The organism is Streptomyces sp. NBC_00247 (assembly GCF_036188265.1).
In the GTDB taxonomy this organism is placed as follows: Bacteria; Actinomycetota; Actinomycetes; order Streptomycetales; family Streptomycetaceae; genus Streptomyces.
The window spans coordinates 5,819,902-5,844,643 of the sequence record NZ_CP108093.1; the positions used below are offsets into that span (position 1 = coordinate 5,819,902).

Annotated in this window: 22 protein-coding genes; 17 read left to right on the forward strand and 5 right to left on the reverse strand. The window is 73.5% G+C overall.

The annotated features are described in order from the left end of the window. Nucleotides 1–182: 182 nt before the first annotated feature. The 9 genes from OHT52_RS25335 to OHT52_RS25375 all read left to right on the forward strand — a co-directional run bounded on the left by OHT52_RS25335 (nucleotide 183) and on the right by OHT52_RS25375 (nucleotide 8,808). Entirely contained in the window at nucleotides 183–1,301 is a 1,119-nt protein-coding gene (locus OHT52_RS25335; RefSeq protein WP_328722489.1) for a ParA family protein, read from the forward strand. After that, nucleotides 1,286–1,879, forward strand: coding sequence for a hypothetical protein (locus OHT52_RS25340; protein ID WP_328722490.1), 594 nt, complete (start codon nucleotides 1,286–1,288; stop codon nucleotides 1,877–1,879). The genes OHT52_RS25335 and OHT52_RS25340 overlap by 16 nt, the downstream gene beginning before the upstream one ends. A gap of 155 nt (nucleotides 1,880–2,034) precedes the next feature. Continuing rightward, on the forward strand, nucleotides 2,035–3,099 hold the full coding sequence (locus OHT52_RS25345) for a segregation and condensation protein A (protein WP_328723895.1): 1,065 nt from the start codon (nucleotides 2,035–2,037) through the stop codon (nucleotides 3,097–3,099). A 140-nt stretch (nucleotides 3,100–3,239) separates the two neighbouring features. Then, nucleotides 3,240–3,857, forward strand: a complete 618-nt coding sequence (scpB, locus tag OHT52_RS25350; RefSeq protein WP_328722491.1) for an SMC-Scp complex subunit ScpB — start codon at nucleotides 3,240–3,242, stop codon at nucleotides 3,855–3,857. Beyond that, complete coding sequence (locus OHT52_RS25355) at nucleotides 3,857–5,143, forward strand: pseudouridine synthase (protein ID WP_328722492.1); 1,287 nt, start codon at nucleotides 3,857–3,859, stop codon at nucleotides 5,141–5,143. The genes scpB and OHT52_RS25355 overlap by 1 nt, the downstream gene beginning before the upstream one ends. A gap of 137 nt (nucleotides 5,144–5,280) precedes the next feature. Beyond that, nucleotides 5,281–5,946, forward strand: coding sequence for a nicotinamide riboside transporter PnuC (gene pnuC, locus OHT52_RS25360; RefSeq protein WP_328722493.1), 666 nt, complete (start codon nucleotides 5,281–5,283; stop codon nucleotides 5,944–5,946). Then, nucleotides 5,943–7,022, forward strand: coding sequence for an AAA family ATPase (locus OHT52_RS25365; RefSeq protein ID WP_328722494.1), 1,080 nt, complete (start codon nucleotides 5,943–5,945; stop codon nucleotides 7,020–7,022). Before pnuC ends, OHT52_RS25365 begins: the two co-directional genes overlap by 4 nt. After that, nucleotides 7,019–7,786: an NUDIX hydrolase gene (locus tag OHT52_RS25370; protein WP_328722495.1), complete on the forward strand. Its 768-nt coding sequence runs from the start codon at nucleotides 7,019–7,021 to the stop codon at nucleotides 7,784–7,786. The genes OHT52_RS25365 and OHT52_RS25370 overlap by 4 nt, the downstream gene beginning before the upstream one ends. Further along, nucleotides 7,783–8,808, forward strand: a complete 1,026-nt coding sequence (locus OHT52_RS25375) for an ADP-ribosylglycohydrolase family protein (protein ID WP_328722496.1) — start codon at nucleotides 7,783–7,785, stop codon at nucleotides 8,806–8,808. The genes OHT52_RS25370 and OHT52_RS25375 overlap by 4 nt, the downstream gene beginning before the upstream one ends. A 317-nt stretch (nucleotides 8,809–9,125) precedes the next feature. Here OHT52_RS25375 and OHT52_RS25380 read toward each other — a convergent pair whose 3' ends face one another. Next, complete coding sequence (locus tag OHT52_RS25380) at nucleotides 9,126–9,824, reverse strand: nucleotidyltransferase domain-containing protein (RefSeq protein WP_328722497.1); 699 nt, start codon at nucleotides 9,822–9,824, stop codon at nucleotides 9,126–9,128. A gap of 185 nt (nucleotides 9,825–10,009) precedes the next feature. Between OHT52_RS25380 and OHT52_RS25385 the strand changes: the two genes are divergently transcribed. Then, nucleotides 10,010–13,246, forward strand: coding sequence for a hypothetical protein (locus OHT52_RS25385; protein ID WP_328722498.1), 3,237 nt, complete (start codon nucleotides 10,010–10,012; stop codon nucleotides 13,244–13,246). Nucleotides 13,247–13,273: 27 nt separating this feature from the next. On the opposite strand, the gene OHT52_RS25390 is transcribed toward OHT52_RS25385, so the two are convergent. Beyond that, a complete protein-coding gene (locus OHT52_RS25390; RefSeq protein ID WP_328722499.1) occupies nucleotides 13,274–13,711 on the reverse strand; it encodes a Rieske (2Fe-2S) protein in 438 nt (145 codons plus the stop codon). Nucleotides 13,712–14,172: 461 nt separating this feature from the next. Between OHT52_RS25390 and OHT52_RS25395 the strand changes: the two genes are divergently transcribed. From OHT52_RS25395 to OHT52_RS25415, 5 genes are all read left to right on the forward strand, one after another. Then, on the forward strand, nucleotides 14,173–15,258 hold the full coding sequence (locus OHT52_RS25395; RefSeq protein ID WP_328722500.1) for a prephenate dehydrogenase: 1,086 nt from the start codon (nucleotides 14,173–14,175) through the stop codon (nucleotides 15,256–15,258). Nucleotides 15,259–15,398: 140 nt separating this feature from the next. Then, a complete protein-coding gene (gene cmk / locus OHT52_RS25400; protein WP_328722501.1) occupies nucleotides 15,399–16,094 on the forward strand; it encodes a (d)CMP kinase in 696 nt (231 codons plus the stop codon). Then, the gene (locus OHT52_RS25405) at nucleotides 16,091–16,759 is read left to right on the forward strand and encodes a lysophospholipid acyltransferase family protein (RefSeq protein WP_328722502.1); all 669 of its coding nucleotides are present in this window, start codon (nucleotides 16,091–16,093) and stop codon (nucleotides 16,757–16,759) included. Before cmk ends, OHT52_RS25405 begins: the two co-directional genes overlap by 4 nt. Before the next feature lie 56 nt (nucleotides 16,760–16,815). Continuing rightward, nucleotides 16,816–18,288: a ribosome biogenesis GTPase Der gene (der, locus tag OHT52_RS25410; RefSeq protein ID WP_328722503.1), complete on the forward strand. Its 1,473-nt coding sequence runs from the start codon at nucleotides 16,816–16,818 to the stop codon at nucleotides 18,286–18,288. 296 nt (nucleotides 18,289–18,584) lie between these two features. Next, nucleotides 18,585–19,784 carry an IS30 family transposase gene (locus OHT52_RS25415; protein ID WP_328723896.1) on the forward strand — a complete coding sequence of 400 codons (1,200 nt, stop codon included), beginning with the start codon at nucleotides 18,585–18,587 and terminating at the stop codon, nucleotides 19,782–19,784. Between the two features lie 180 nt (nucleotides 19,785–19,964). Here OHT52_RS25415 and OHT52_RS25420 read toward each other — a convergent pair whose 3' ends face one another. Together OHT52_RS25420 and OHT52_RS25425 are read right to left on the reverse strand one after the other, a co-directional pair. Beyond that, nucleotides 19,965–20,288, reverse strand: a complete 324-nt coding sequence (locus tag OHT52_RS25420) for a hypothetical protein (protein WP_328722504.1) — start codon at nucleotides 20,286–20,288, stop codon at nucleotides 19,965–19,967. 137 nt (nucleotides 20,289–20,425) lie between these two features. Beyond that, nucleotides 20,426–21,208, reverse strand: a complete 783-nt coding sequence (locus OHT52_RS25425; RefSeq protein WP_328722505.1) for a hypothetical protein — start codon at nucleotides 21,206–21,208, stop codon at nucleotides 20,426–20,428. A gap of 458 nt (nucleotides 21,209–21,666) precedes the next feature. Between OHT52_RS25425 and OHT52_RS25430 the strand changes: the two genes are divergently transcribed. Together OHT52_RS25430 and OHT52_RS25435 are read left to right on the forward strand one after the other, a co-directional pair. Beyond that, entirely contained in the window at nucleotides 21,667–22,650 is a 984-nt protein-coding gene (locus tag OHT52_RS25430) for a helix-turn-helix transcriptional regulator (protein ID WP_328722506.1), read from the forward strand. A gap of 369 nt (nucleotides 22,651–23,019) precedes the next feature. Next, nucleotides 23,020–23,235 (forward strand): I78 family peptidase inhibitor, encoded by a 216-nt coding sequence (locus OHT52_RS25435; protein ID WP_328722507.1) that lies wholly within the window; start codon nucleotides 23,020–23,022, stop codon nucleotides 23,233–23,235. Nucleotides 23,236–23,366: 131 nt separating this feature from the next. Here the strand turns inward: OHT52_RS25435 and OHT52_RS25440 are convergent, their stop codons facing one another. Next, nucleotides 23,367–24,383: a phosphatase PAP2 family protein gene (locus tag OHT52_RS25440; protein ID WP_328722508.1), complete on the reverse strand. Its 1,017-nt coding sequence runs from the start codon at nucleotides 24,381–24,383 to the stop codon at nucleotides 23,367–23,369. Between the last annotated feature and the right edge of the window lie 359 nt (nucleotides 24,384–24,742).

Genomic DNA, 24,742 nt, shown 5'->3' on the forward strand with positions numbered 1-24,742 from the left:
TTGCCGACACATCGGGCCGGGTCCGGCAGATTGTGTTGCTGCGGACCGGTGACACGCCATAGAGTCGCCCATCGTCGGCATGGTGCCACGCTGACCTATCGATAAGTTTCCTGGTCACATCCAAGGAGGTAAGACGACTTGTGAATGAGTCGACATTTACTCCCGGGGGTGGTCAACCAGGGATGCCTGCACGGGGTCAGGGCCCGAACGGGCTCGAAGCTGTCGGCTCCGTCGCGGTCCGCACCTTCGCGACCCACCAGCACATGACGACGCCCCCCCAGATGATGGACGGCCTACACGTGAACGCCATGGCCGGCAACGAGAGTGGCCGCGACACCGCCCACCTCGCCGACTTCGCCGATATGCCCGAGGGGCACTTCTACGACCCCGACGCCGAGTACGAACCCGATCCGGAGTACGCGGCCACACTCGCCCCCGACGCGGCGCGACAGCGCCGTGAGCGGATCGGCCCGACCGGGCGCCCGTTGCCCTACTTCCCGATCCCGGGACCGCTGACCGAGCACGGTCCCGCCAAGATCATCGCGATGTGCAACCAGAAGGGCGGGGTGGGAAAGACCACCTCGACCATCAACCTGGGTGCCGCGCTCGCCGAGTACGGACGACGTGTCCTGCTCGTCGACTTCGACCCGCAGGGCGCCCTCTCGGTCGGCCTCGGCGTCAACCCGATGGAGCTGGACCTCACCGTCTACAACCTGCTCATGGAGCGGGGCATGGCGGCCGACGAGGTTCTGCTGAAGACGGCGGTCCCCAACATGGACCTGCTGCCCAGCAACATCGACCTGTCCGCCGCCGAGGTGCAGCTCGTCAGCGAGGTGGCCCGCGAGTCGACCCTGCAGCGCGCGCTCAAGCCGCTGATGGCCGACTACGACTACATCGTGATCGACTGTCAGCCCTCGCTCGGCCTGCTCACCGTGAACGCCCTGACGGCCGCACACAAGGTGATCGTGCCGCTGGAGTGCGAGTTCTTCGCACTGCGCGGTGTGGCCCTGCTCACCGAGACCATCGAGAAGGTCCAGGAGCGGCTCAACCCCGAGCTGGAGCTCGACGGCATCCTCGCCACGATGTACGACTCCCGTACGGTGCACAGCCGCGAGGTGCTCGCCCGTGTGGTGGAGGCCTTCGACGACCACGTCTACCACACGGTCATCGGACGCACGGTGCGCTTCCCGGAGACCACGGTCGCCGGTGAACCCATCACCACGTACGCCTCCAACTCGGTCGGCGCCGCCGCCTACCGACAGCTCGCCAGGGAGGTGCTCGCCCGGTGTCACGCCGAGTGAGTCTGCCCGGTGCCGACGAACTGTTCCGCACCACCGGGGGGACGGGACTCCAGTCCTCCTCCCCGGCGGAGCGGCGGCGCAAGGCGAACGGCGAGGCACGGGTGCCCGCACCCGCCGGGGAGGGCGACACAGCGCCGTCCGCCCCGGCGGGCGGCGCCCCACCGGAGCGGCCGGCGGGGCGCGAGGACCACTCCGCGACCGGCGCCGAGGGGGTCGACCCGCGCGGACGCACGGGCGGTCCCGACCGTGTGACGGTGCCCCGGACCGGCCCCGGGCCCCAGGGCCGGCCGCCGGCCCAGGAACAGACCGGGGAGCAGCAGCGCGGACGCGGCACCGGCCAGGGCAGGGGTGCCAACCGGCGGCCCAGCGGCCGGGAACGGCACGACGAGAAGATCACGGTCTACGTCTCGGCCGAGGAACTGATGGACCTCGAACACGCCCGGCTGGTCCTGCGCGGCGAGCACGGCCTCGCCGTCGACCGCGGGCGCATCGTCCGCGAAGCGGTCGCCGTCGTCCTGGCCGACCTGGAATCGCGCGGCGACGCGAGCATCCTCGTACGGCGGCTGCGCGGCCGCTGAGCGGTCCGCCGCAGGTAGCCTGCCCGGCAGGGCCGCAAACCCTGCCGCCCGCCCCGCGCGGCCGGCTCCCGCTCCCCGCCGGACGCCCGGCCCGTGCGCGACCGCACGGCGCGGCCGGTCCGCCGCCCGCCGTACACCTGGACTGCTCCGTGCCGTTGCCCCCGCCCGACGACTCCGCCGCCCCGCGCCGCCGCGCCCTCGGACGAGGACCCGGGGTGGCGGAGCCGGCGCCGGCCGAGGCGGCTCCCGCCCCCGCGGAACCCCCTTCGCCGGCCGAGGCGGCTCCCGCCCCCGCGGAACCCCCCGAGGCGCTGCACGCGCCTCCAGAGCCCCCGGAGCCGTCCGGAGCGCCCGAGGTGCCCGATGCGCCCGGCGGGCCGCCCGAGGGCCCGCAGGGGGCTCCGGAGGACGGCAGGCGGTTCACCGTACGGCTGGCGAACTTCGAAGGCCCCTTCGACCTGCTGCTCCAGCTGATCACCCGGCACCGGCTGGACGTGACCGAGGTCGCGCTCTCCCGGGTCACCGACGAGTTCATGGCCCACATCCGCGCGATGGGCGCGGACTGGGACCTCGACCAGACCACCGAGTTCCTGGTGGTCGCCGCGACGCTGCTCGACCTCAAGGCCGCCCGGCTGCTGCCCACCGCCGAGGTGGAGGACGAGGCCGACCTCGCCCTCCTGGAGGCGCGGGACCTGCTCTTCGCGCGGTTGCTGCAGTACCGGGCGTACAAGCGCGTCGCCGACATCTTCCGCGACCGGCTGGACGCCGAGTCGCACCGCTTCCCCCGCACGGTCGGGCTGGAGCCGCACCACGCGGCGCTGCTGCCGGAGGTCGTCCTCGGCATCGGCCCCGAGGGGTTCGCGCGGCTCGCCGCGAAGGCCATGCAGCCACGTCCCGAGCCGCAGGTCTACGTGGACCACATCCACGCGCCGCTGGTCAGCGTGCGCGAGCAGGCGGAGATCGTGGTCGCGCGGCTGCGGACGTCGGGTGCGGCCAGTTTCCGTGAGCTCACCGAGGACGCGGCCGACACCCTCACGGTGGTGGCGCGCTTCCTCGCGCTGCTGGAGCTGTACCGGGAGAAGGCGGTCGCGCTGGACCAGGAGGAGGCACTCGGCGAGCTCCTCGTGCGGTGGTGCGGCGAGGAGGGCGCACAGCCCGTCGTGACCGACGAGTTCGACCAGGAAGTCCAGCCGGACACGGAAGAGGGCGTGGAGACGTGAGCGGAGTCGGCGCGAGCGGGGGTACCGGCGAATTCGCCGCCGGACGGGAGCATGGGGGCGCACCGCGGCACGGCGGGGCGCGGGGGTCCGCGGACGAGCGGGAGCCCGGGTACGAGGGGGAGCCCGCCGGGTCCGGGAGCGTGGCGGAACTGGAGCTGAAGCCCGCCCTGGAGGCGGTGCTGATGGTCGTGGACGAGCCGGCCACCGTGGACCACCTCGCCAAGGTCCTCCAGCGGCCCCCGAGGGCCGTGGCCCTCGCCCTGCGGGAGCTCGCCGACGAGTACACCGTCCAGCGCCGCGGATTCGATCTGAGACTCGTGGCGGGCGGCTGGCGCTTCTCCACCCGGCCCGCCTACGCGGAGGCGGTGGAGAGCTTCGTCCTGGACGGCCGCCAGGCCCGTCTCACCCAGGCGGCACTGGAGACCCTCGCGGTCGTCGCGTACCGCCAGCCGGTCAGCCGTTCGAGGGTCTCGGCGGTGCGCGGAGTGAACTGCGACGGGGTCATGCGGACCCTCCTCCAGCGTGCTCTGGTCGAGGAGGCGGGGACGGAACCCGAAACAGGTGCGATCCTGTACAGGACGACGAACTACTTTCTGGAGCGTATGGGCCTGCGTGGTCTGGACGAGCTCCCGGAACTCGCTCCCTTCCTCCCGGAAGCGGACGCGATCGAGGCTGAGACGCTAGAGGGTGTGCCGTCGTTCGATCCGGACGCACCGGACACCCCGGATACTCACGCAGACGACAAGACGGAATTTTGATGCGAAGCAGTGGCAGTAACAGCGGAAGCGGCAGCAGCGGCGGCGGCAACCGGAACCCCCGGGGCGGCAGCGGCGGGTCCTTCCGGTCCAACTCCCAGGGCGGTGGCCAGGGTGGTCGCGGCCAGGGCGGTGGCCAGGGTGGTCGCGGCCAGGGCGGTGGCCAGGGTGGTCGCGGACCGGCCCAGGGCGGCCAGGGCGGTCGCGGTCAGAGCGGTCGGGGGCCCGCCCAGGGCGCCCAGGGCCGCGGCGGGCGCGACGACCAGCAGGAGCAGCGTCCGCGCCGCCCCCGCCCGGAGGAGCGCCGTTACGACGTAGGCCCCTCGACCAGCTCGTCGGGCGCGGGCGACAGCGAAGCCCGCAGGGGCCGCGGCGCCGCGGCGCGCGGCGGCGCCAAGGGCGGGCCGAAGGCCCCGCAGCCCGGCAACGCCCGCGGCGGCTTCCGGCGCGGCCCCTCGGGCCAGGCCAGGCCGCGCGAGCTGGACGCGAAGATCGAGCAGCGCAACCGCGACCGGTACGCCGACAAGCCGGACTTCAAGGTGGTCAGGACCCACCCGGGTGCCGAGCAGGAGGGCGAGCGGCTGCAGAAGATCCTCGCCCGGGCCGGCATGGGCTCGCGGCGGGCGTGCGAGGAACTGATCGAGCAGGCGCGCGTCGAGGTCAACGGCGAGATCGTGCTGGAGCAGGGCAAGCGCGTCGACCCGCAGAAGGACGAGATCAAGGTCGACGGCCTCACCGTCGCGACCCAGTCGTACCTCTTCTTCGCGCTGAACAAGCCGGCCGGTGTGGTCTCCTCGATGGAGGACCCGGACGGCCGCCAGTGCCTCGGCGACTACGTCACCAACCGTGAGACGCGGCTCTTCCACGTCGGCCGGCTGGACACCGAGACCGAGGGCATCATCATGCTCACCAACCACGGGGAGCTCGCCCACCGCCTCACCCACCCGAAGTACGGCGTGAAGAAGACGTACCTCGCCGCGATCCAGGGCCCGCTCCCGCGCGACCTGGGCAAGCGGCTCAAGGACGGCATCCAGCTGGAGGACGGGTACGCCCGCGCCGACCACTTCCGCGTCGTCGAGAACACCGGCAAGAACTACCTGGTCGAGGTGACCCTCCACGAGGGCCGCAAGCACATCGTCCGCCGGATGCTCTCCGAGGCCGGTTTCCCGGTCGACCGGCTGGTGCGGACCTCCTTCGGGCCCATCCCGCTGGGTGACCAGAAGTCCGGCTGGCTGCGCCGCCTGACCAACACCGAGGTCGGCATGCTGATGCGCGAGGTCGGTCTGTAGGACCCCGGGGAGCCCCTGGGCTCCGTCCCGAAGGCCCGCGGCCGGTCCTGTTCGAATTTTCAGAACAGGACCGGCCGCGGGCCTTTCGCATGCCTGCGGATGCCTTTATAGTCAGAGTGACCATTAAGGAGGCGGGCATGAGTCTCGCGGATGTCCTGGATCCCCTGCAGGAGCCCCTGTTCACCTGGCTGGACACGCCGGTCAGCTGGACCGAGGTGCTCGGATTCGGCAGCGGGGCGCTCTGCGTCTGGCTCGTGGTGCGCCAGCACCTGGCCAACTGGCCGGTCGGCATCGCCAACAACCTCTTCTTCGTCCTGCTGTTCGCACAGTCCGGCCTCTACGCCGACGCCGGACTCCAGATCGTCTTCATCGCCCTCGCCGCGTACGGCTGGTGGACCTGGACCCACGGGGGTGGACCAGGGGCACCCGTCCTGCCGGTGCGTGGTACGCCGCGCACCGAAGGGGCCTGGCTGCTCGCGGCGGGGGCGGTGGGGACCCTCGCGCTGACCCTCCTGCTCTCCGGGGCCACCGACTCGACCGTTCCGTTCTGGGACGCGCTGACGACCGCGCTCTCCCTGGCGGCGACCTACGGGCAGAGCCGCAAGCGGGTCGAGTCCTGGTGGCTGTGGATCGCCGCCGACCTCGTCTACATCCCGCTCTACGCCCACAAGGGCCTGTATCTGACCTCGCTGCTGTACGTCGGCTTCCTCGCGCTCTGCGTGGCCGGGCTGCGCTCCTGGCGGCGCGACCTCGCCGAGGACACCACGGACGGTCCGGCCGCCCGCGCGGAGGTGAGGGCGTGAAGAAGTACGCCCACGGCCTGGTGCTCGGCAAGTTCTACCCGCCGCACGCGGGCCACCACCACCTCGTCCGTACCGCCCAGGACCGCTGCGAGCGGCTGACCGTCCTCGTCTGCGCCGCCGGTGTCGAATCGGTGCCGCTCGCCGACCGGGTCGCCTGGATGCGCGAGACGCACCCCGACGCCACGGTCGTGGGAGCCGTCGACGACATACGCATGGACGTCCACGACCCCGCGGTCTGGGACGCGCACATGGCGGTGTTCACCGCCGCCGTCCCCGAACGGGTGGACGCCGTCTTCTCCTCGGAGGCGTACGGCGACGAGCTCGCCCGGCGCTTCGGCGCCGAGCCGGTCTGCGTCGACCCGGACCGCACCGTCTTCCCGGTCTCCGGCACGGCGGTCCGCGAGGACCCCGTCGCCTGTTGGGACTTCCTGGAGCCGGCCGTACGCGCCGCGCTCACCCGCCGGGTCGTCGTGCTCGGCGCGGAGTCCACCGGCACCACCACCCTGACGCTCGCCCTGGCCGAGCACTACCGGCGGCGCGGCGGGGTGTGGGCCCGGACCCGCGGCGTGCCGGAGTACGGGCGGGAGTTCAGCGAACAGAAACTCGCCGCCCTGCGCGCCGACCACCCCGGCGCGCAGTGGGAGGACGTCGTCTTCACCACCGGTGACTTCCCGCTGATCGCCGCCGTCCAGAACGACCGCGAGGAGGCCGCCGCGCGGACCGGTTCGCCGGTGCTCTTCTGCGACACCGACTCCTTCGCCACCACCGTCTGGCACGAGCGGTACGTCGGCGGGCGCAATCCGCGCGTCGAGGCCACCGCGGACCGTGTCGACCACCACCTGTGGCTGCTCACCGACCACGAAGGTGTCCCCTTCGAGGACGACGGACTGCGCGACGGCGAGGAGCTGCGGCCCTGGATGACGAGCCGCTTCCGCGCCGAAATCGCCCGCACCGGGCGGAGGTTCGTGGAAGTCACCGGCTCCCGCGAACAGCGGCTCGCCACCGCGGTCGCCGCCGTCGACGAACTCCTCGCCACCGGCTGGCACTTCAACCCGCCACTCCCGGAGCGACGATGAACTCCCGTGCACAGGGGGTCGCAGGAGCCCCCGAGGGGTACGACCCGTACGCCTTCACCCCGTTCGCCGTCACCGTCGACCTCGCCGTCTTCACCGTCCGCGAAGGACGGCTGCACGTGCTGCTGGTGGAACGCGGCGAGGAACCGTACAGGGGGCGCTGGGCGCTTCCGGGCGGTTTCGTCGCCCCCCGGGAGTCCGCCCCGCAGGCCGCCCGCCGCGAGCTGGCCGAGGAGACCGGCCTGGACGAGGACACCGTCTGCGAGGTGCACCTCGAACAACTGCGCACCTACACCGACCCGGACCGCGACCCGAGGATGCGGGTCGTCTCCGTCGCGTACGCCGCGCTCCTTCCGGACCTCCCCGAACCGCGCGGCGGAGGCGACGCGGTCAGTGCCCGCTGGTGGGTCTTCGGCGAGGGCGGCACCGGGGCGCCCGGGCCGCTCGCCTTCGACCACGACACCATCCTCGCCGACGCCCACGACCGCGTCGGATCCAAGCTCGAATACACCTGCCTGGCAACGGCGTTCTGCCCCGCCGAGTTCACCCTCGGCGAGCTTCAGCAGGTCTACGAAACCGTCTGGGGCACCGCACTCGACCGCCCCAACTTCCGGCGCAAGGTCCTCGCCACCTCCGGCTTCGTCGAAGCCGTCGAAGGGCCGCCGCGCCGCACCGGGGGGCGGGGGAAACCCGCCGCCCTCTACCGGGCGGGCACGGCCACCGTCCTGCACCCGCCGCTCCTGCGACCGGAAGGAAGAACCCCATGACCGTCGCCACCAGGACCCGCACCAAACAGGCCGCCACCGGCTCCCTCGTGGGTCTCGCCCTCGGTGACGCGCTGGGCTTTCCGACCGAGTTCAACGACGTGCCCGCCATCCTCGCCAAGTGCGGTCCGTGGCGCGGGATGGAGCTCCCCCGGCCCGCGCTCGTCACCGACGACACCCAGATGACACTCGCCCTCGGACGGGGCATCCGCACCGCCATGGACCGGGGCCTGCTCACCGGGCTCCGGCTGGCCCGCCCGGTCCGGGAAGAGTTCGTCGACTGGTACCACTCGCCGGAGAACAACCGCGCCCCCGGCCGTACCTGCATGGTCGCCTGCCGGCTCCTCGACAGCGACCGCCCCTGGCAGGAAGCGAGTCAGACCGGCTCGAAGGGGTGCGGCGCCAACATGCGCGTCGCCCCCGTCGGGCTGGTCCCCGGACTCAGCGACGAACAGCGCGCCGGCGCCGCCCAGCTCCAGGCCGCCCTGACCCACGGCCACCCCACCGCACTGGCCGCCTCCGACCTGATGGCCCGCGCCGTCCACCTGCTCGCCAGGGGCGCCGAACCCCTCGGCCTCGTCGGACAACTGCGCAGCTACGCGTACGAGAACCGGAGCCGCTACCACGAGCGCTGGCTCGGCGACCTCTGGCGCCACACCCACGACGCCTCCGCCCAGTCCTACATCCAGCGCGGCTGGGACGAGTGCCTGGACGTCCTGACCCGCGTCCAGGAAGCACTGCGCCACCCCTCCCCGGAGACCGACCCTTGCGAGACCACCGGGGACGGCTGGATCGCCGAGGAGGCCCTGGCGACCGCCCTGCACTGCTTCCTGCTCTTCCCCGAGGAGCCCGTCACCGCCCTGCGCAGGGCCGCCTGTACCCGGGGCGACTCCGACTCGCTGGCCTGCCTCACCGGGGCACTCGCCGGCGCCCACCTGGGAGCCTCGGCCTGGCCCAAGGAGTGGACCGAGCGGATCGAGTACCGGAGCGACCTGCTGTCGCTGGGGGCGCTCTGGGATGCTTGATCCATGAACCGCGGCGACGCGGGCCGGGGCGGGGCGACACCGGCCGGAGCGGTACGGGCCGACGGGATACCGGCCGGCACGGCGCCCGGGACCTGGTCGGACCGGGCGATCCGGAGGAGACCCGTACCCGGACGCGGGTGCGGGACGGGGTCGAGACGGACCAGGGGCCTTTCGCGGCGCCGCACGGGGTGCTCGACACCGCCCAGCGGGCGACCCGGCTGCGGAGCGGCCGACCTGCTTCGAGGCGCAGGACGAGCTCGTCGTACGGGCCCGGCCGGGGGAGTGAGGCCCTGACCGGCGTAGCCGGTGGCCGCCGCTCAGCCGTCCTTCAGCGCCGAGGCCCGCCGGGTCCGTACGAGGAACTCCTCGACCCGGGCCCGGTCGGGGCGGTCCGGCAGCGGGGAACGGCCGAGGGCCTCCTCGCACTCCCCGGCCAGCCGCGTCATCCGGCGTTCGACCTCCGGCCACTCCACCTCGCCCCGCTTCACCGCGAGCAACTCCTCCCGCCGCTCACCGACGTCGATCGTCAGCGCCCCCGTGCGCACCAGGTCCCCGGCGGACATCAGCAGCCGCAGCAGATGCATGGCGTTCTTCCATCGCGGCGCACCGTGCGTCCGCTCGTCGGCCTCCAGCTTCCGTCGCTGGCCCGTCGCGTACCGGGTGAAGGTGGTGTACGCCTCGCGGGACAGGAAGGCGTCCCGCAGCGCGAGGAGCTCGCGGCCGGTGTCGTCGATCCGCTCCACCAGCGGGGAGTGCAGGCACTCCAGGACGTTCGGGTCGGCGCGCAGGGCCAGTTCGCAGAAACGCTCCAGCTCCCAGGAGAACTGCTCCGGCGCCGGGCCGTCCACATGCGTCGGCGGCTTCTCGAACCGCCAGAACGAGGCGGTCGGGGCGAGGAACACCCCACGCCGGTCGGTGTCGCTCCCCTCGGTGGCCAGCCCGAACGCCCGCGAGCCCATCACGCAGGAGTAGACCGTGTGGTCGCGGACGAGTGATTCGGCATCGGGGCTGGCCATGGGCGTGAGGCTACGCGGGGAAAGGCGCGTGCTGCCGCGAATTTTCCTTGTGCCGGTGCCGGGCGGAGTGCGAACATCGCACCTCGTCGGCAGGGAGCCGACCGCCCCCGACGCCGACGGGGACGCCCGTCCGCACAGGCGGACGACAGAGAACCGGCGGAGCATCCGCAGAGAAGAAGACCCGCATGTCGATCGCCTTCGACCACCTGCCCCACCCGGCCCGGATGCGGGCCGTCGCCGTGCGCACCCGTTCCCTGGACGAGGCCGGATACCGCGCGGCCCACGCCGCGCTGGACTCCGGCACCCCGGACGACCGGGTACTCGCTCTCTTCCTCGCCACCGTCCGCCGCGACCTGGCCACCGTGACCGCGGCCCTCGCCGACCCGCTGCTCAGGCGGCACGCGCTGTCGGCCGCCGTCCGGCTCCCCGTACCCGACCACGCCCTGGAGGAACTGGCCCTCCACGGCCCCGCGTCCGTGCGCCGGGACACCTACGGCGTGCTGCGGCACTCCCGGCGGCACGCTCTCGCCGACCGGCTGGCCGGACGTGTCCACGCCCGGCACGGTGACGAGGACACGGCCCGGCTGCTCGCGGCGTGCACACCCGTGACGGTCCGTCACTGGCTCGGCAGGCTGGGCCGGGTGCGGCCCGAGATCCTGCACGTGCTGGCCCGTACCGCTCCCGGCGTGCTCGCGGAACATCTCGCCGGCCGCACGGCCGACGCCGGGGCGCGGTGCGAGGGCGGCGGGGCGACCACCACGACGATCGCCCAGCGCGATCCGGCGGCCGGGCTGCTGCTGATGGAACGGGCGCCGCACTTGATCGGCGGACGCGCCGCCATGGCCCTGCTCGCCCGGCCCGCCGCACTCGCCGCGGTTCTGCGGCGCACCGGGACCACCCGCGTACCGCTGGAGGACGGCCCGCTGTCCCCGCGCACCCGGCGGGCGCTCAAGGCGTGCGACGGCGACGATCTCCTCCTGCTCGCCCGCGTCCTGCACGTCGACGACTTCAGCCGGTACCCCTACCCGGGCATCCGCCAGGAACCCCAGCCCCTGATCGCCCTGCTGCCCCCGCGGGAGCGACGGCGTGTGGCCGAGGAACGCCTCGGGCCGCGCGGGCAGTCCCTCTTGCCGGCCGGGTTCGGGGTGCTCGCCTCGCTGCCTTCGGCCGACCGGGCCCGGACGATCGCCGAGCGGTGGTCGCCGCTGCCGCGCCGCCTCACGCACCGCTCCCGGCTCGCGGCCCTGCTCCCCTTCGAGGAGGCCGAGCCTGCGCTGAGGGAACTCACCGACGCGCACCGGCCGCTCGACCGGGCCTCCGGATGGCCGGCCCTCCTGGCGTGTGCCGCACTGCGCGGTGACCCGGTGGAGTACGCGCGCGTCCTGGAGAGCTGCGAACGGGCCTGGCACGACCAGGAGTCCGTGCGCCACAACGCCCTGCTGGCCGCCGGGAGGGCACCCGGACACCTCCTGCCCGCCGTGCCGTTCGCCGTACTGCGGGACGCGGCGACGACCACCACGCAGTCCAGGGACTCGACGCGGGACACCCTCGCCGCCGCCGAGCACTGGCTCCGCCGGGTACTGGAGTCGGCCGCCCGCCGCGAGGACGCCGACCGGGCAGCAGCCGTCGCCGGACTGCTGCTGCCGGTTCTCGCCGACGCCCGGTACGACGCCCCCGTACGGCCCCTGGCGCTCACCGGCACCGAGGCCGGGGCCCTGTGGGAACGGTCCGCCGCCCCGGTGCGCGAGCACCCGGTGATCCTGGCCGCACTGCTGGCGCCCGGCCTGCCCCGACTGGCCGGGCTGGACGCGGAGACCGGGCGGTCGGCGACGGCGGGAGCGGCGCCCGTACGCGAGGCCGCCGCGACGCTGTGGCTGCGCGACCCCGCGACCCGGGAAGAACGCCTGGCCCGGCTGCTCGCGGCCGACGCCTCCCTCATCGCCGTCCCACTCGTCTGGCGGACCCTCGTCCGCCGCCGCACCGACCTGCTCGGCGCGGTGCTCGGCGCGGAACTTCCCGCCCACTGGGTACCCCGGCCGGAAGGGCGCGCCCTGGGCCGGATGCTTCCGGAGCAGCGCGCTCTGCTCGACGCACACCTCGCCCGGGTCGCGGTGGACGACCGGGTGCCCCTGCGGGAGCGGACCGACGCCGCCGCCCTGCTCGCCGACCCCGGTGAGCTGCGGCGGCTCGCCGTGGGCGCCCCGCAGCCGGTGGCCGCCGCCGCGCTCGCCGCGCTGGGCGTCCTGGCCGCCGGGCGCGGAGGGGCGGACGCGCACCCCCGGACCCTGGAGTACCTCCTCGACCGGGCGGCGAGCGGCGGCGTACGCGGCCGGGCGGCGATGACCGGGGCGACGGTGCTGCTCGCCACCGTGCCGGACCGCGAGGCCGTACGGAGGCTGGGCGCGGTCCTCGCGGGGACGGGCGGCTCCGTGGGAAGCCGGAAGGCCGCCGCCCACGGTCTGGCCGCGATGGACCGGGACCGGCGGGGTGCCGCCTTCGACGCGCTGCTCGCGGGCTGGGACGCGCCCGGGCAGCACCGCGACGTCCGCGCGGCGATGGTGCCGGCCCTCGCCGAACGGGCGGACGACCCGGAGGTGGCCCGACGGCTCGGCGGCGGGCTGCACCTCCCCGCTCTGAGCGAGCCGTTCTTCGCGGCCCGCCCCGTCCGGCCGGAGGCGCGGCGAGCCCGGCACGGCCTCCTCGCCCGTGCCGCCGCCACCGAGGACTCGGCCGCGGCGGTGGGGGCGGCCCGCGCCCTGGCACACGACGGGCCGCTGGAGCCGGAGGCCGCCGAGCGGCTCGTCACGGTGGCCACCACCCCGGAGCGCCCGCGCCGGGTGCGGAGCGCGGTGCTGAGGACGCTCGGCCGCCTGGCCCGGGAACCGTCCGGCAGGGCCCTGCTGACGCGGGCACTCGGCGCGCCGTACCCGGGTGCGGGCCGGGACGCGGCAGAGCACCTGGACGCGCTCGCGGTGCTGCTCGACCTGTCCGGGCCGGTACCGGGATGGCCCGTGGGCGCGTACGAGGCGCTGGCCGACGCGCTGGAGCGGGCCGGCCTCCCGCACACCGCCTCCCGGACCGCCCTGGAGGCCGCGACCACGGCCCTGGCCGAGGGAGACGCCTCGATGAGGCGCTGGGAGCGGTGGCTCGCGCTGGCCGGGGACCGTCCCGGGTGCCTGGACGCCGTACGGATTCGAGCACCGGGGAACCTTCCCGAGGAGGCCGTCGACGCGGTGGTCGCGGGCCTGCTGGCCGAAGGATCGGCCACGGGCGGCCTCGCCGCGGTCCGGCTGGTGACCCAGGCGGCGGGCCCCGGCGTCCCCTCCGAGCGCTGGACCGCCCGGCTCCGTCAGCTGGCGGCCCACGGCCGTCCCGAAGTCGTGGAGGCGGCTCTCGTGGCGCAGCTCCGGCAGCGCGAGTGAGCGGGACGACCGGGCCCGCCCCGCCGCTCACGCGGTCCGGACGGTGCCGCCGCTGACCGTGATCTTCTCGGCCGGCAGCGGGCGGGGGGCCGGCCCGGCCTCCACGGCCGCGTCGGTGATGCTGTACCTGCTGCCGTGGCAGGGACAGTTGATCGTTCCGTCGCTGACGGACGACACCAGGCAGCTCGCATGGGTGCACACGGCCGAGAACGCCTTGAACTCGCCCTCCTTCGGCTGCGTCACCACGATCTTCTGTTCCTTGAAGATCTCCCCGCCGCCCACCGGGATGTCCGAGGTCCTGGCCAGTTCCGTACCGGCGTCGGGCGCCGAAGCCGTCGACGAGGTCGATGCGGCCGGAGAGCTCTCCGTGTCCCCGCCCCCGCCGCCGGACGACCCGCACCCCGCCACCAGCGCCGCCGCGCCTCCGGCCCCGGCCGCCAGGACCGCCCTGCGCCGTGCGTCCATGGTCTGCTCCCTCGCCCGGACGGCCACCACCGGAATCAGCCCGGCGCGCCACCCGTGTCCGTACCCGGCCGGGTACGAAGCCGTCCCGGCACCACGCATCGTGGCGGCGTACGCGCCCCGGGCGAAGCAACCGGGCGGTGGATGCCGCCACCCGGGTGGCGGACCGGGACGACCGGGGCGGCCACGGCCCGCACCCGCCCGCCGCGTCCCACGGTGAGGGACACCGGTCCCACCCGCCGGACGCTCCCTCTACTGTGGAACCCCGCAACGGCTTCCCCGCGGCTGCCGCGGGCTCGGTATCGTCGATGTCCCGCTGATCCGCGCCCGGGGACTCGACGTCGAGGGGGCCATGTCCCGGGTGGTCCGGATGCTCGCCCCCAATCGAGACCGGCCTTCCCCGGGAGCGGATGCCAGCACGTCTGCCCCGGCGCCACCGCCGCCCTCCGCAAGGACATCGCCCAGTGAGAACCGCGCTCGTCATCGGTACCGGACTGGTCGGCACCTCCGCCGCCCTCGCCCTGGCCGGCCGTGGCATCCACGTCCACCTCGCCGACCACGACCCCGAGTCCGCCCGCACCGCCGCGGCGCTCGGGGCCGGTACCGAGGCGCCGCCCGAGGGTCCGGTGGACCTCGCCGTCGTCGCCGTACCGCCCGCGCACACCGCGTCGGTGCTGGCCGGCGCCATGCGCGACGGCGTCGCCCGGGGCTACCTCGACGTGGCGAGCGTCAAGGGCGGCCCCCGCCGGGAGCTGGAGGCGCTGGGGATCGACCTGACCCCGTACATCGGTACCCACCCGATGGCCGGCAAGGAGCGCTCCGGGCCCCTCGCCGCCACCGGGGACCTCTTCGAGGGCCGCCCCTGGGTCCTCACCCCGACCCGGGACACCGACACGGAGGTGCTCAACCTCGCCCTGGAGCTGGTCGCGGTCTGCAAGGCCGTCCCCGTGGTGATGGACGCCGACGCGCACGACCGGGCCGTCGCCCTGGTCTCGCACACCCCGCAGCTGATCTCCTCGATGGTCGCCGCCCGGCTGGAGGAGGCCGACGAGACCGCGGTACGCCTGTGCGGGCAGGGCATCCGCGACGTCACCCGGATCGCCGCCTCCGACCCCCGGATGTGGGTGGAGATCCTCTCCGCCAACCCCGGACCCGTCGCCGACGTGCTCGCCGGCATCGCCACCGACCTCGACGAGACGGTGCGGGCCCTGCGGAGCCTCCAGTCCGCCGACGAGGAGAAGCGCCGTACGGGCACGGAGGGCATCGAGGACGTACTCCGACGCGGCAACGCCGGCCGGGTCCGGGTCCCCGGCAAGCACGGCGCGGGCCCCGCCTCGTACGAGATCGTCGCCGTCCTGATCAGCGACCGCCCCGGCGAACTGGCCCGGATCTTCGCGGACGCCGGACGGGCCGGGGTGAACATCGAGGACGTCCGGATCGAGCACGCCACCGGCCAGCAGGCGGGCCTGGTCCAGCTCATGGTCGAGCCCAGCGCCGCCGCGGCGCTCGGCTCCGCCCTCACCGAGCGAGGCTGGTCGCTCAGGCCCTGAGAGCACCGCCCGGTACGGGGTCCCGGCACCCCGCCCCGTACCGGGTGCGTCCGAACGGGGTACAGGTGTGTCCCCGGCACTCGGTAACCTTGTCCGAGGCCGTCCTGCGGCCCGCCCGTCCCGCCCCGTGTACCAGGAAGGTGCCCACCGCCGTGGAAACCGCAAGCTCCGCAGTGATCGTCGCCATCGACGGCCCCTCCGGCACCGGCAAGTCGAGCACCTCCAAGGCCGTCGCCGCCGAGCTCGGCCTGAGCTACCTGGACACCGGCGCCCAGTACCGGGCCATCACCTGGTGGATGCTGACCAACGACGTCGACATCGCCGACGCGTCGGCCGTCGCGAACGCCGCCGCCAAGCCCGTGATCGTCTCCGGCACCGACCCGTCCGCCCCGACGATCACCGTCGACGGCGAGGACGCCTCCGGGCCGATCCGTACCCAGGAGGTCACCGCCGGCGTCAGCGCCGTCAGCGCGGTCCCCGAGGTGCGCGCCCTGATCACGGAGCTCCAGCGCTCCATCGCCGCGGGCGCGGGAGCGGGCATCGTCGTGGAAGGCCGGGACATCGGCACCACCGTGCTGCCCGACGCCGACCTCAAAATCTTCCTCACCGCTTCGGCGGAGGCCCGCGCGGCCCGCCGCAGCGGTGAGCTGAAGGGCGCGGACGTCGCCGCCACCAAGGAAGCCCTGATCAAGCGGGACGCGGCCGACTCCGGCCGTAAGACCTCCCCGCTCGCCAAGGCCGACGACGCCGTCGAGGTCGACACCACCGAACTGACGCTGGAGCAGGTCATCGAGTGCGTCGTCACCCTCGTCGAGGAGAAGCGGGCCGCGAAGTGACGGATGCCACTTCCGCGCCCTCGCCGCGCGGAGCGGCCGTCGGGCGCGGCATCGGCATCGGGCTGATGTACGGGCTGTGGAAGCCCCGGGTTCTGGGTGCCTGGCGGGTTCCGGCCGCCGGACCCGTCATACTCGCGGTGAACCACTCGCACTACATCGACGGACCGATGCTGATGGGTACCGCGCCCCGGCCGGTGCACTTCTTGATCAAGAAAGAGGCGTTCGTCGGCCCCCTCGACCCGTTCCTGCGCGGAATCGGGCAGCTGAAGGTGGACCGTACGACCGCCGACCGCGCCGCCGTCACCCGGGCGCTCGGTGTCCTGGCGGACGGCGGGGCACTCGGGATCTTTCCCGAGGGCACGCGGGGCGAGGGCGACTTCGCCTCGCTGCGGGCCGGACTCGCGTACTTCGCCCTGCGCGGCGCGGCGCCGATCGTCCCCGTGGCGGTCCTGGGAAGCACGGAGGCCCGGGGACGGTTGATATCCGCGTTGCCTCCGCTGCGCAGCCGGGTGGACGTGGTCTTCGGCGACGCGTTCGACGCGGGCGACGGCAGCGGGCGCCGGACCCGCACGGCCCTGGACGAGGCCACCACGCGCATCCAGCGGAAGCTGGCCGCGCACCTGGAAGACGCCAGGCGCCTCACCGGGCGTCCGGTCAAGACCTGAGTAGTGAGCCGCGTCACCGCGGCCCATCGATGATGACGTACAGAGGAACGGACTTCATGAACGACCAGATTCACTCCGACGGCTCGGACCACGAGCACGGAGCACTTGGCGATGCCGAGTACGCGGAGTTCATGGAGCTCGCCGCGCAGGAAGGCTTCGACGCCGAGGAGATCGAGGGTGCCCTCGACGAGGCCGGAGCGGGCCCGCTGCCCGTTCTCGCCGTCGTCGGACGACCCAACGTCGGCAAGTCGACGCTGGTGAACCGCATCATCGGCCGCCGCGAGGCAGTCGTCCAGGACAAGCCCGGCGTCACCCGTGACCGCGTCACGTACGAAGCCGAGTGGGCCGGACGCCGCTTCAAGGTCGTCGACACCGGCGGCTGGGAGCAGGACGTGCTGGGGCTGGACGCCTCCGTCGCCGCCCAGGCGGAGTACGCCATCGAGACCGCCGACGCGGTCGTCTTCGTGGTCGACTCCACGGTCGGCGCCACCGACACCGACGAGGCCGTCGTCAAGCTGCTGCGCCGGGCCGGCAAGCCCGTCGTGCTCTGCGCCAACAAGGTCGACGGCCAGAGCGGCGAGGCCGACGCCACCTCCCTCTGGTCCCTCGGTCTCGGCGAGCCCCACCCGGTCTCCTCGCTGCACGGCCGCGGCACCGGCGACATGCTGGACGCCGTCCTCGAAGCCCTGCCCGACGCCCCGGCCCAGCGCTTCGGCGGCACCCCGCTCGGCGGCCCGCGCCGCATCGCGCTCATCGGCCGCCCGAACGTCGGCAAGTCCTCGCTGCTGAACAAGGTCGCCGGCGAGGACCGCGTCGTCGTCAACGAGCTCGCGGGCACCACCCGCGACCCGGTCGACGAGCTGATCAACCTCGGCGGCATCACCTGGAAGTTCATCGACACGGCCGGTATCCGCCGCCGCGTCCACCTCCAGGAAGGCGCGGACTACTACGCCTCGCTGCGTACCGCCGCCGCGCTGGAAAAGGCCGAGGTCGCCGTCATCCTGATCGACTCCAGCGAGTCCATCAGCGTCCAGGACCAGCGCATCGTCACCATGGCCGTGGACGCCGGACGCGCGATCGTCGTCGCGTTCAACAAGTGGGACACCCTCGACGAGGAGCGCCGCTACTACCTGGAGCGCGAGATCGAGACGGAGCTCGCGCAGATCGCCTGGGCCCCCCGTGTCAACGTCTCCGCGATGACCGGCCGGCACATGGAGAAGCTGGTACCGGCGATCGAGACGGCCATCGAGGGCTGGGAGACCCGCATCCCCACCGGCCGGCTGAACGCCTTCCTCGGTGAGATCGTCGCCGCCCACCCGCACCCGGTCCGGGGCGGAAAGCAGCCCCGCATCCTCTTCGGCACCCAGGCGGGCACCAAGCCGCCGCGGTTCGTCCTCTTCGCCTCCGGCTTCCTGGAGCACGGCTACCGCCGCTTCGTGGAGCGCCGTCTGCGCGAGGAGTTCGGCTTCGAGGGCACCCCGATCCACATGTCGGTGCGGGTCCGCGAGAAGCGCGGCCGCAACAAGTAGCGCACGGACCGGTGCGTGAACCACCGGTACACGACGGAGCCCCGGACGCTCGGGGCGGGTTCTATTGATCCCCGCAACACCCTGGAGTTCAGGGAGTTGCGGGGATCGTGGATTTCGAGGTGCTGAGGACGAGGTTCTTCGAGGCGTTGGTCAGGACGGACGGCAGTATCACTGCCGCGGCCCGTGCGGTCGGAGTGAACCGCAACACGGCGTACGGGTGGGCGCGGCAGGCCGGAGTCCGTGGTCGCGGAAAGCCTCACAGGCCCGGGCACCCGGGTCGGGCGGAGTACGAGCGGCTGCGGGCGGCGGGAGTCCGGCGTCGTGAGGCCGCCGCGCGGGCCGGCGTCCATGAGCGCACCGCCGAGGACTGGGACCGCGGTATCCGGCAGATCGGCCACTCGCGCCTGCACCCCGACGGGCGCCGCATCGACTACAAGACCGGTGTGACCACCCCCACCGGCGCTACCGCTTCGGAGTCCTCCTCCCTCGCAGCGGTCGAGGCCGAGCTGCACCCCAGGTTCCTCACGGTGACCGAGCGGGAGCTGATCGCCGACATGCGCCGTGAAGGCCACTCGCTGCGCGCGATCGGACGGGCACTGGGCCGGTCGGCCTCCACGGTCAAGCGCGAGATCGACGGCCGGTCGGTCGATGGCCTCTACCGGCCGCACCGGGCCCAGCGGGCATGGGCGAGGAGCAGGTCACGCCCCAAGGACTCCAAGCTTGCCCAGGACGGACCGCTGCGCGAGTACGTCGCAGGCAAGCTGCAGGAACAGTGGTCGCCCGAGCAGATCTGTCACGCTCTGGACATGGAGTTCCCCCACGACGAGAGCATGCGGGTGAGTCCGGAGACGGTCTACCAGGCCATCTACATCCAGGCCCGTGGCGGACTGCGTCGCGAGGTCGCACTCGCCCTGCGCACCGGACGCACCCGCCGCAAGCCGCATCGCAGTCCTGAGCAGCGCACCCGCCGCTTCGTCGACGAGATGGTGATGATCTCCGAACGGCCACCGGAGGTGGAAGACCGGGCGATTCCCGGGCACTGGGAAGGCGACCTGATCGTCGGCACTCGCAGCGAGAGCGCGATCGTGACCCTGGTCGAGCGCTCCACCCGCTACGTCCTGCTCGGGCACCTGCCCGGCGGGCACACCGCCGAGGAGGTCCGCGACGTGCTGGTGCCCTTGATCCAGACCCTGCCCGCCCACCTGCGCGGCTCGCTGACCTGGGACCAGGGCTGCGAGATGGCCGCGCACAAGCCGTTCACCATGGCCACCGGGGTGCCGGTCTACTTCTGCGACCCGCACTCGCCCTGGCAGCGCGGATCGAACGAGAACACCAACGGCCTGCTGCGGCAGTACTTCCCCAAAGGCACCGACCTGTCCGTGCACAGCCCCGAAGACCTCGAACACGTCGCCCAGAAACTCAACCGCCGACCACGCAAAACGCTCGGCTGGAAAACACCAGCCGAGCGCCTGCGTGATCTGCTGACAGCCGCGTAAGCCATCAGGTGTTGCGAGGACCCCCAGAATCCGCCTCTCCCCTGGTCGGGGAGGGAGGCGTCCGGGGCTCCGTCGTGTACCGGGACCGGGTAACGGGGACCGCGCAGGATGTTCGGACCGCGCGGGACGTTCACGAGCGGGCCGGCCCGGCGATGCGGCGGCGGTCCGAGCGGCGGCTCCTCAGGGCTCCCGCGAGCCCGGGGGCAAGGCCGCGGGCTGCGGGCGCCCGGCGTGCCGGCCCACCCGCTGCCAGGCGCCGGCCGCGCCCATGCCGCCGCCGCTCTGGGCGGCCGTACGCCCCTGCTGCGCGGCGGCAGCGGCGTGCCCGAGGCTTCCCGGGCGTCCGACGAGTCTGCCCGGACTCGTGAAGTTCAGGAAGCTCAGACTCTCCTCGCCGCTGCGGTCACCCGGAAGCGCCCGGAACGACCGCAGATATTCGGAGTACAGCGCGTCGTAGATCGGGGTGGGCGATGAGCCCCCCGGGAGGTCCCTGGAGGGACGCATGCCGGGGATCGGACTCAGATGCTGGCGGGGCGGGTCGTATGAGTGCACATGAGGGCCAACGACCCCGGCCTCCGTCGGATGCGGCCCCGAGGGAGAAATCGCCACGCGGCCCGGGTCCGGGGGAGGGGTGGACACGATCAGGTGCCGGCCAGCGGCATCGAGGCGGCGACGAGCAGACCGTTGACCGCCGCCTTGTCCAGCGCGTCCCTCAGCAGGTCCTCCCGGGGCTGCTGGCCGATCGAGCCCGCCGGGGCGGCGAAGACCAGCACCTGCTGCGACCGGTTGACCGCGGCCCGCCACCCGTCGGTGACCTGGAGCGGCTGGTGCGCCTGCCACCAGGCGACGGGGGTACCGCCGCCGGAGCCCGGCTGCAGCACCGCGTGCAGCCGGCCCACGGCCAGCAGCACCGACCAGCCGGGCAGCGGCCCGGGCAGCCGGTCGAGGTCGTAGGACTGGCGGAAGCCCTGCTCCCGGAGCAGCTGGAGGAACTCGTCGCCCCCGCTGCCGTCGGTGCCGGGCCGGGCGATCGGGCCGGTCGGCTCGACCACCAGGGCCGGGCGGAGATCGTCCTCGATGAGGACGAGTCCGCTGGTGACGCCGAGGACGGCCTGTTCGGGCATGGGACCCTCCGGATCTTGCGGCTCGCTGCCGGTGATACTGCGCACCGCGCCCTGGAGCTGGTCCTCCGCGACACGCACGACCTGGGACGGGATGCACGAGGCGTGCGCGAAGGCCAGTACGGCCGTCTCGTCGCCCACGAACAGCACGGTGCTGGTGCGTTCCTGCTCGGAGTCGCCGGGGGTGCGGCAGGAGGTGCAGTCGTAGCTGCCCGGGGCGTTGTCGCCGACGAGCAGCCGGTCTGCTTCGGCGTCGCCGATTTCGGCGCGTACGTCCTCGCTGACGTCGAGCATGCGCGGCACGGGTCGCTCCTAGGAGTCGGTGCGTGGCCGGGCGGGTCCCGGCTCATGCAAGAACAACGGACGATCCGTCGCCCGGGTCACGCCCTCGGGCCCACCGATACGGCGGCACCCGGGCTCGCAGGGTGCCCGGGCCGGGCGGCCGGGTCCGCCGGCCGGGCGAGGAGCGGGACCGGGATTCCGGGCTCCGTGCCCGGTCGGCCCCCGTCGCGGGGTGCCGGCACCCCCGATTCACGCGTGCGTGACCGGGGTGCCGGCAGGGGCCTTCCGGTCCGTCGCGCGTACAGCATCGGGGGCAGCGTCCGTACGATCGACGACGGTGCGCCCGCCCGTCCGGTCCGTCAGGAGGTCCGGACGGGACCGGTCCACCGGCCGCTCCCGGGAGGACTCTGCTTCCGCGCTTCCGTCCCCGGGGCACTCGCGGACCGGAGGTGTCCGCGAGTGCTGGCAGACTCCCCGGCATGTTGGAGACCTCGGCACGACTGCTGCGCCTGCTCTCGCTCCTCCAGGCCCACCGCGACTGGAGCGGACACCAGCTGGCCGAACGCCTCGGCGTCACCCCGCGGACCGTACGGCGCGACGTCGACAAACTGCGCGAGCTCGGCTACCCCGTCCACGCCAGCCCGGGTACGGGCGGCGGCTACCAGCTCGGTGCCGGGGCGGCGCTGCCCCCGCTGCTGCTGGACGACGACGAGGCCGTGGCGGTGGTGGTCGGGCTGCGCACGGCCGCGGGCAACGGGGTCGAGGGCATCGGCGAGACCTCGGTCCGCGCCCTCGCCAAGGTCGAGCAGGTGCTGCCGGACCGGCTGAGCCGCCGGGTCGGCGCGCTGAGCGCCTTCACGGTGCCCATGGTGCGTGGGCCCGGGCCGGAGGGGAGCGCCGTCGACCCCGGCCTGCTGACCGAGCTCGCGGGCGCCTGCAGGGACTGCCGACGGCTCCGGTTCAGCTATCGGGACCACGGGGGTTCCGAGTCCCGCAGGCACGCGGAACCGCACCGGCTGGTGTGCGCGGAGCGCCGCTGGTACCTGGTCGCCTGGGACGTGGAGCGGGAGGACTGGCGCACCTTCCGGGCCGACCGGATCACGCCGACCCCTCCGCACGGTTCCCGCTTCACGCCCCGCCCGCCTCCGGCGGAGGACCTGGCCGCCTACGTCTCGCGGGGCGTCTCGACCGCCGTCTACCCGGTCCGGGGGGTGGTCCGGCTGATGGTCTCGGCGGAGGAGGCGGCCGCCAGGATCAGCCCGTCCGCAGGCGTACTGGAGGCCGTCGACGCGGGTAGCTGTCTGCTCACCGCGGGAGCGGCGAGCCTGGACGCACTGGTTGTCCACGTGCTGATGGCGGGGTTCGAGTTCGCGGTCGTGGAGCCGCCCGAGCTCACCGGGCGCATCCTGGCCGCCCGCGATCTGCTGACCTCGGCGTTGCGCAGGGCGGGGCATTCCGCATAGTGGACGCGCCGGGAGGATGTGAGGGATTGGTGTGGGCGGGTAAGTCCGACATAAGGGCGAGTGAATTCCGGGCGGCTTCCTCATGTCCGTGAAAATGCGGAAGAAGTACGGGGCCGGGCCTTCCTCCGGGACCCGCGCACAATTCCCCGGTCCTGTCGACGGGTGTGGCGGCGGCCGCCCGCATTCCCTTTTCGCTTCGTCGGACGACTTGTTCGAGTTAATTGTTCGACCGGAATGCGGATGTGGATCTTGTGACACAAGTGTGACCGATGCCGCACCCGCAGGGGGCCCGGGAGCGGGGGTTCCGCACGGATTCCGGCGCGGTCGGACCCTGCCCGGGGGTGCCCCGCACGCTCTACGGTGGAAGGTATGGCATCCCTACCGACCCCGCCCGCCCAACCCGACGACCAGCCCGGACCGTACGTCGGCCTGGGTGCCGAAGCCGCCGAGCGGCGGGCCGCGGCGCACGGCTGGACCACGGTCCGGGCCGTACCGCCGGGCACGTTCCTGACCATGGAGTTCCGCACGGGACGTATCAACTTCCAGGTCGAGAACGACACCGTGACCCGGTGCTGGATCGGCTGAGCCCCCGTCGCCCGATCGCCCGCGGGCCCTCCTCCCCTGACCGTCACCCGTACCCGCCGCGGCCCGGACACGGTTCAGGCCCCGGCCGGAGCCAGGGCCTGAACCGTGCGTCGCGGTGCTGCGGGGCGCGCTCAGCCGCCCGACATCGGGCGGGCCGGGGTGGTGGCGCCCCGGGGCGGCCCGCCCGGGTGCGACGGCCGCCGGGAACCCGCCGGGGCTCCCGGGGAGCGCTCCGCACGCAACGGGTGCGCCCCGTGCGGGGCCGGGCGGGTGCGGGCGGAGGCCCCGGCGGGCATCAGCCCCGGGACGGCCTCCGTCCCCCCGGGTGCGGCGGCGGGACCGTCCGCGCCCGCGAACGGCAGTGCGGGCCGGTGCCCGCCCGTGGCGACCGGGACGGAGATGCCCGCCCCGCGGCTCCCACGCTGCCGCCAGCGCTCGCGCCCGGCCAGGATCAGCTGCTCGGTGCGGGTGATGAGCGGCTCCGTCCAGGGCAGGGCCAGCAGGACCAGGAGCCCCGCCGCCCAGCCCAGCAGGACGTCGCTGAGCCAGTGCGTGCCGATGTACACGGTGGTGAGCCCCACGCCCAGCGACACCGTCGCCGAGATGGCCGACAGGTAGCGTCTGGCCCTCGGGGTGGTGGCCAGGTAGGCGAGGATTCCCCAGGTCACGACGGCGTTGGCGGTGTGCCCGGACGGGAATATATCGCCGCCGGCGAAGAGTTCGGCCGACCCGATCTGCGTCGCGTAGTGCGGGCCGAGGCGCCCGAGGACGTGCTTGACGCCTCCCACCGACGCGTTGAGCAGCAGCAGGGCGGCGCCGAGCGTGAGCAGCGGCCGCAGGGTGTGCTGCCGCCAGGAGCGCCAGCCGAGCCAGCTCGCGATCATCACCGCGGTCGGTCCTCGCTGTCCCAGCACGACGTAGTAGTCGAGGAAGGCGTGCAGCGACGGCCACTGCTGGTACGGCCGGAAGAGCATGACCTTCCAGTCCAGAGCCACCAGCCACGACGAGATCAGGACCAGGTGGACGATGACGAGATAGAACGCCAACGTCCCGCCGAAGAGGGCCACACGGTGACGACTCATCCGCGGGATCTCTATCTTCGGCGGTTCCGGCTCCCGGTCCAGCCGGGCAAAGATGTCGGTACGCACCCAATCGACGTTACAGCGAGTGAGTGTGTGACCCGGTCGATCCCACGGGTTTGTGATGACGATGTGATGTGACCCATGTCGCCGGACGTGCCGTTTTACGGTCCCGGAGGAAAAACAACGGGATCGGGTCTCCTCCTCCTTCCGGGTAGTTCCGTCAAGGCCGCGTGACGGCCGGTCCAATTCGCCGGATAAGGCGCGGCCCGCATTCGCCCGCTCTCTTTCCGCCCGCCACCGCCCGGGAGGAAGGGGTCCCGGCCCGCCTCCGCGGGGGAAGCGCCGGCCGCGGCGGAGCGGGCGCCGGGCGGGTGCGGGTGTGGCGCACGCCACAACACCTGCTGCTGGGGGTATGAGTTGGGCCA

Bases quoted from the DNA above. Each gene is read 5' to 3' on its own strand.
- OHT52_RS25335 (WP_328722489.1), top strand. From the start codon at position 183: ATGCCTGCACGGGGTCAGGGCCCGAACGGGCTCGAAGCTGTCGGCTCC.
- OHT52_RS25355 (WP_328722492.1), top strand. From the start codon at position 3,857: ATGCGAAGCAGTGGCAGTAACAGCGGAAGCGGCAGCAGCGGCGGCGGC.
- pnuC (WP_328722493.1), top strand. From the start codon at position 5,281: ATGAGTCTCGCGGATGTCCTGGATCCCCTGCAGGAGCCCCTGTTCACC.
- OHT52_RS25370 (WP_328722495.1), top strand. From the start codon at position 7,019: ATGAACTCCCGTGCACAGGGGGTCGCAGGAGCCCCCGAGGGGTACGAC.
- OHT52_RS25375 (WP_328722496.1), top strand. From the start codon at position 7,783: ATGACCGTCGCCACCAGGACCCGCACCAAACAGGCCGCCACCGGCTCC.
- OHT52_RS25380 (WP_328722497.1), bottom strand. From the start codon at position 9,824: ATGGCCAGCCCCGATGCCGAATCACTCGTCCGCGACCACACGGTCTAC.
- OHT52_RS25385 (WP_328722498.1), top strand. From the start codon at position 10,010: ATGTCGATCGCCTTCGACCACCTGCCCCACCCGGCCCGGATGCGGGCC.
- OHT52_RS25390 (WP_328722499.1), bottom strand. From the start codon at position 13,711: ATGGACGCACGGCGCAGGGCGGTCCTGGCGGCCGGGGCCGGAGGCGCG.
- der (WP_328722503.1), top strand. From the start codon at position 16,816: ATGAACGACCAGATTCACTCCGACGGCTCGGACCACGAGCACGGAGCA.
- OHT52_RS25420 (WP_328722504.1), bottom strand. From the start codon at position 20,288: ATGCGTCCCTCCAGGGACCTCCCGGGGGGCTCATCGCCCACCCCGATC.
- OHT52_RS25430 (WP_328722506.1), top strand. From the start codon at position 21,667: ATGTTGGAGACCTCGGCACGACTGCTGCGCCTGCTCTCGCTCCTCCAG.
- OHT52_RS25435 (WP_328722507.1), top strand. From the start codon at position 23,020: ATGGCATCCCTACCGACCCCGCCCGCCCAACCCGACGACCAGCCCGGA.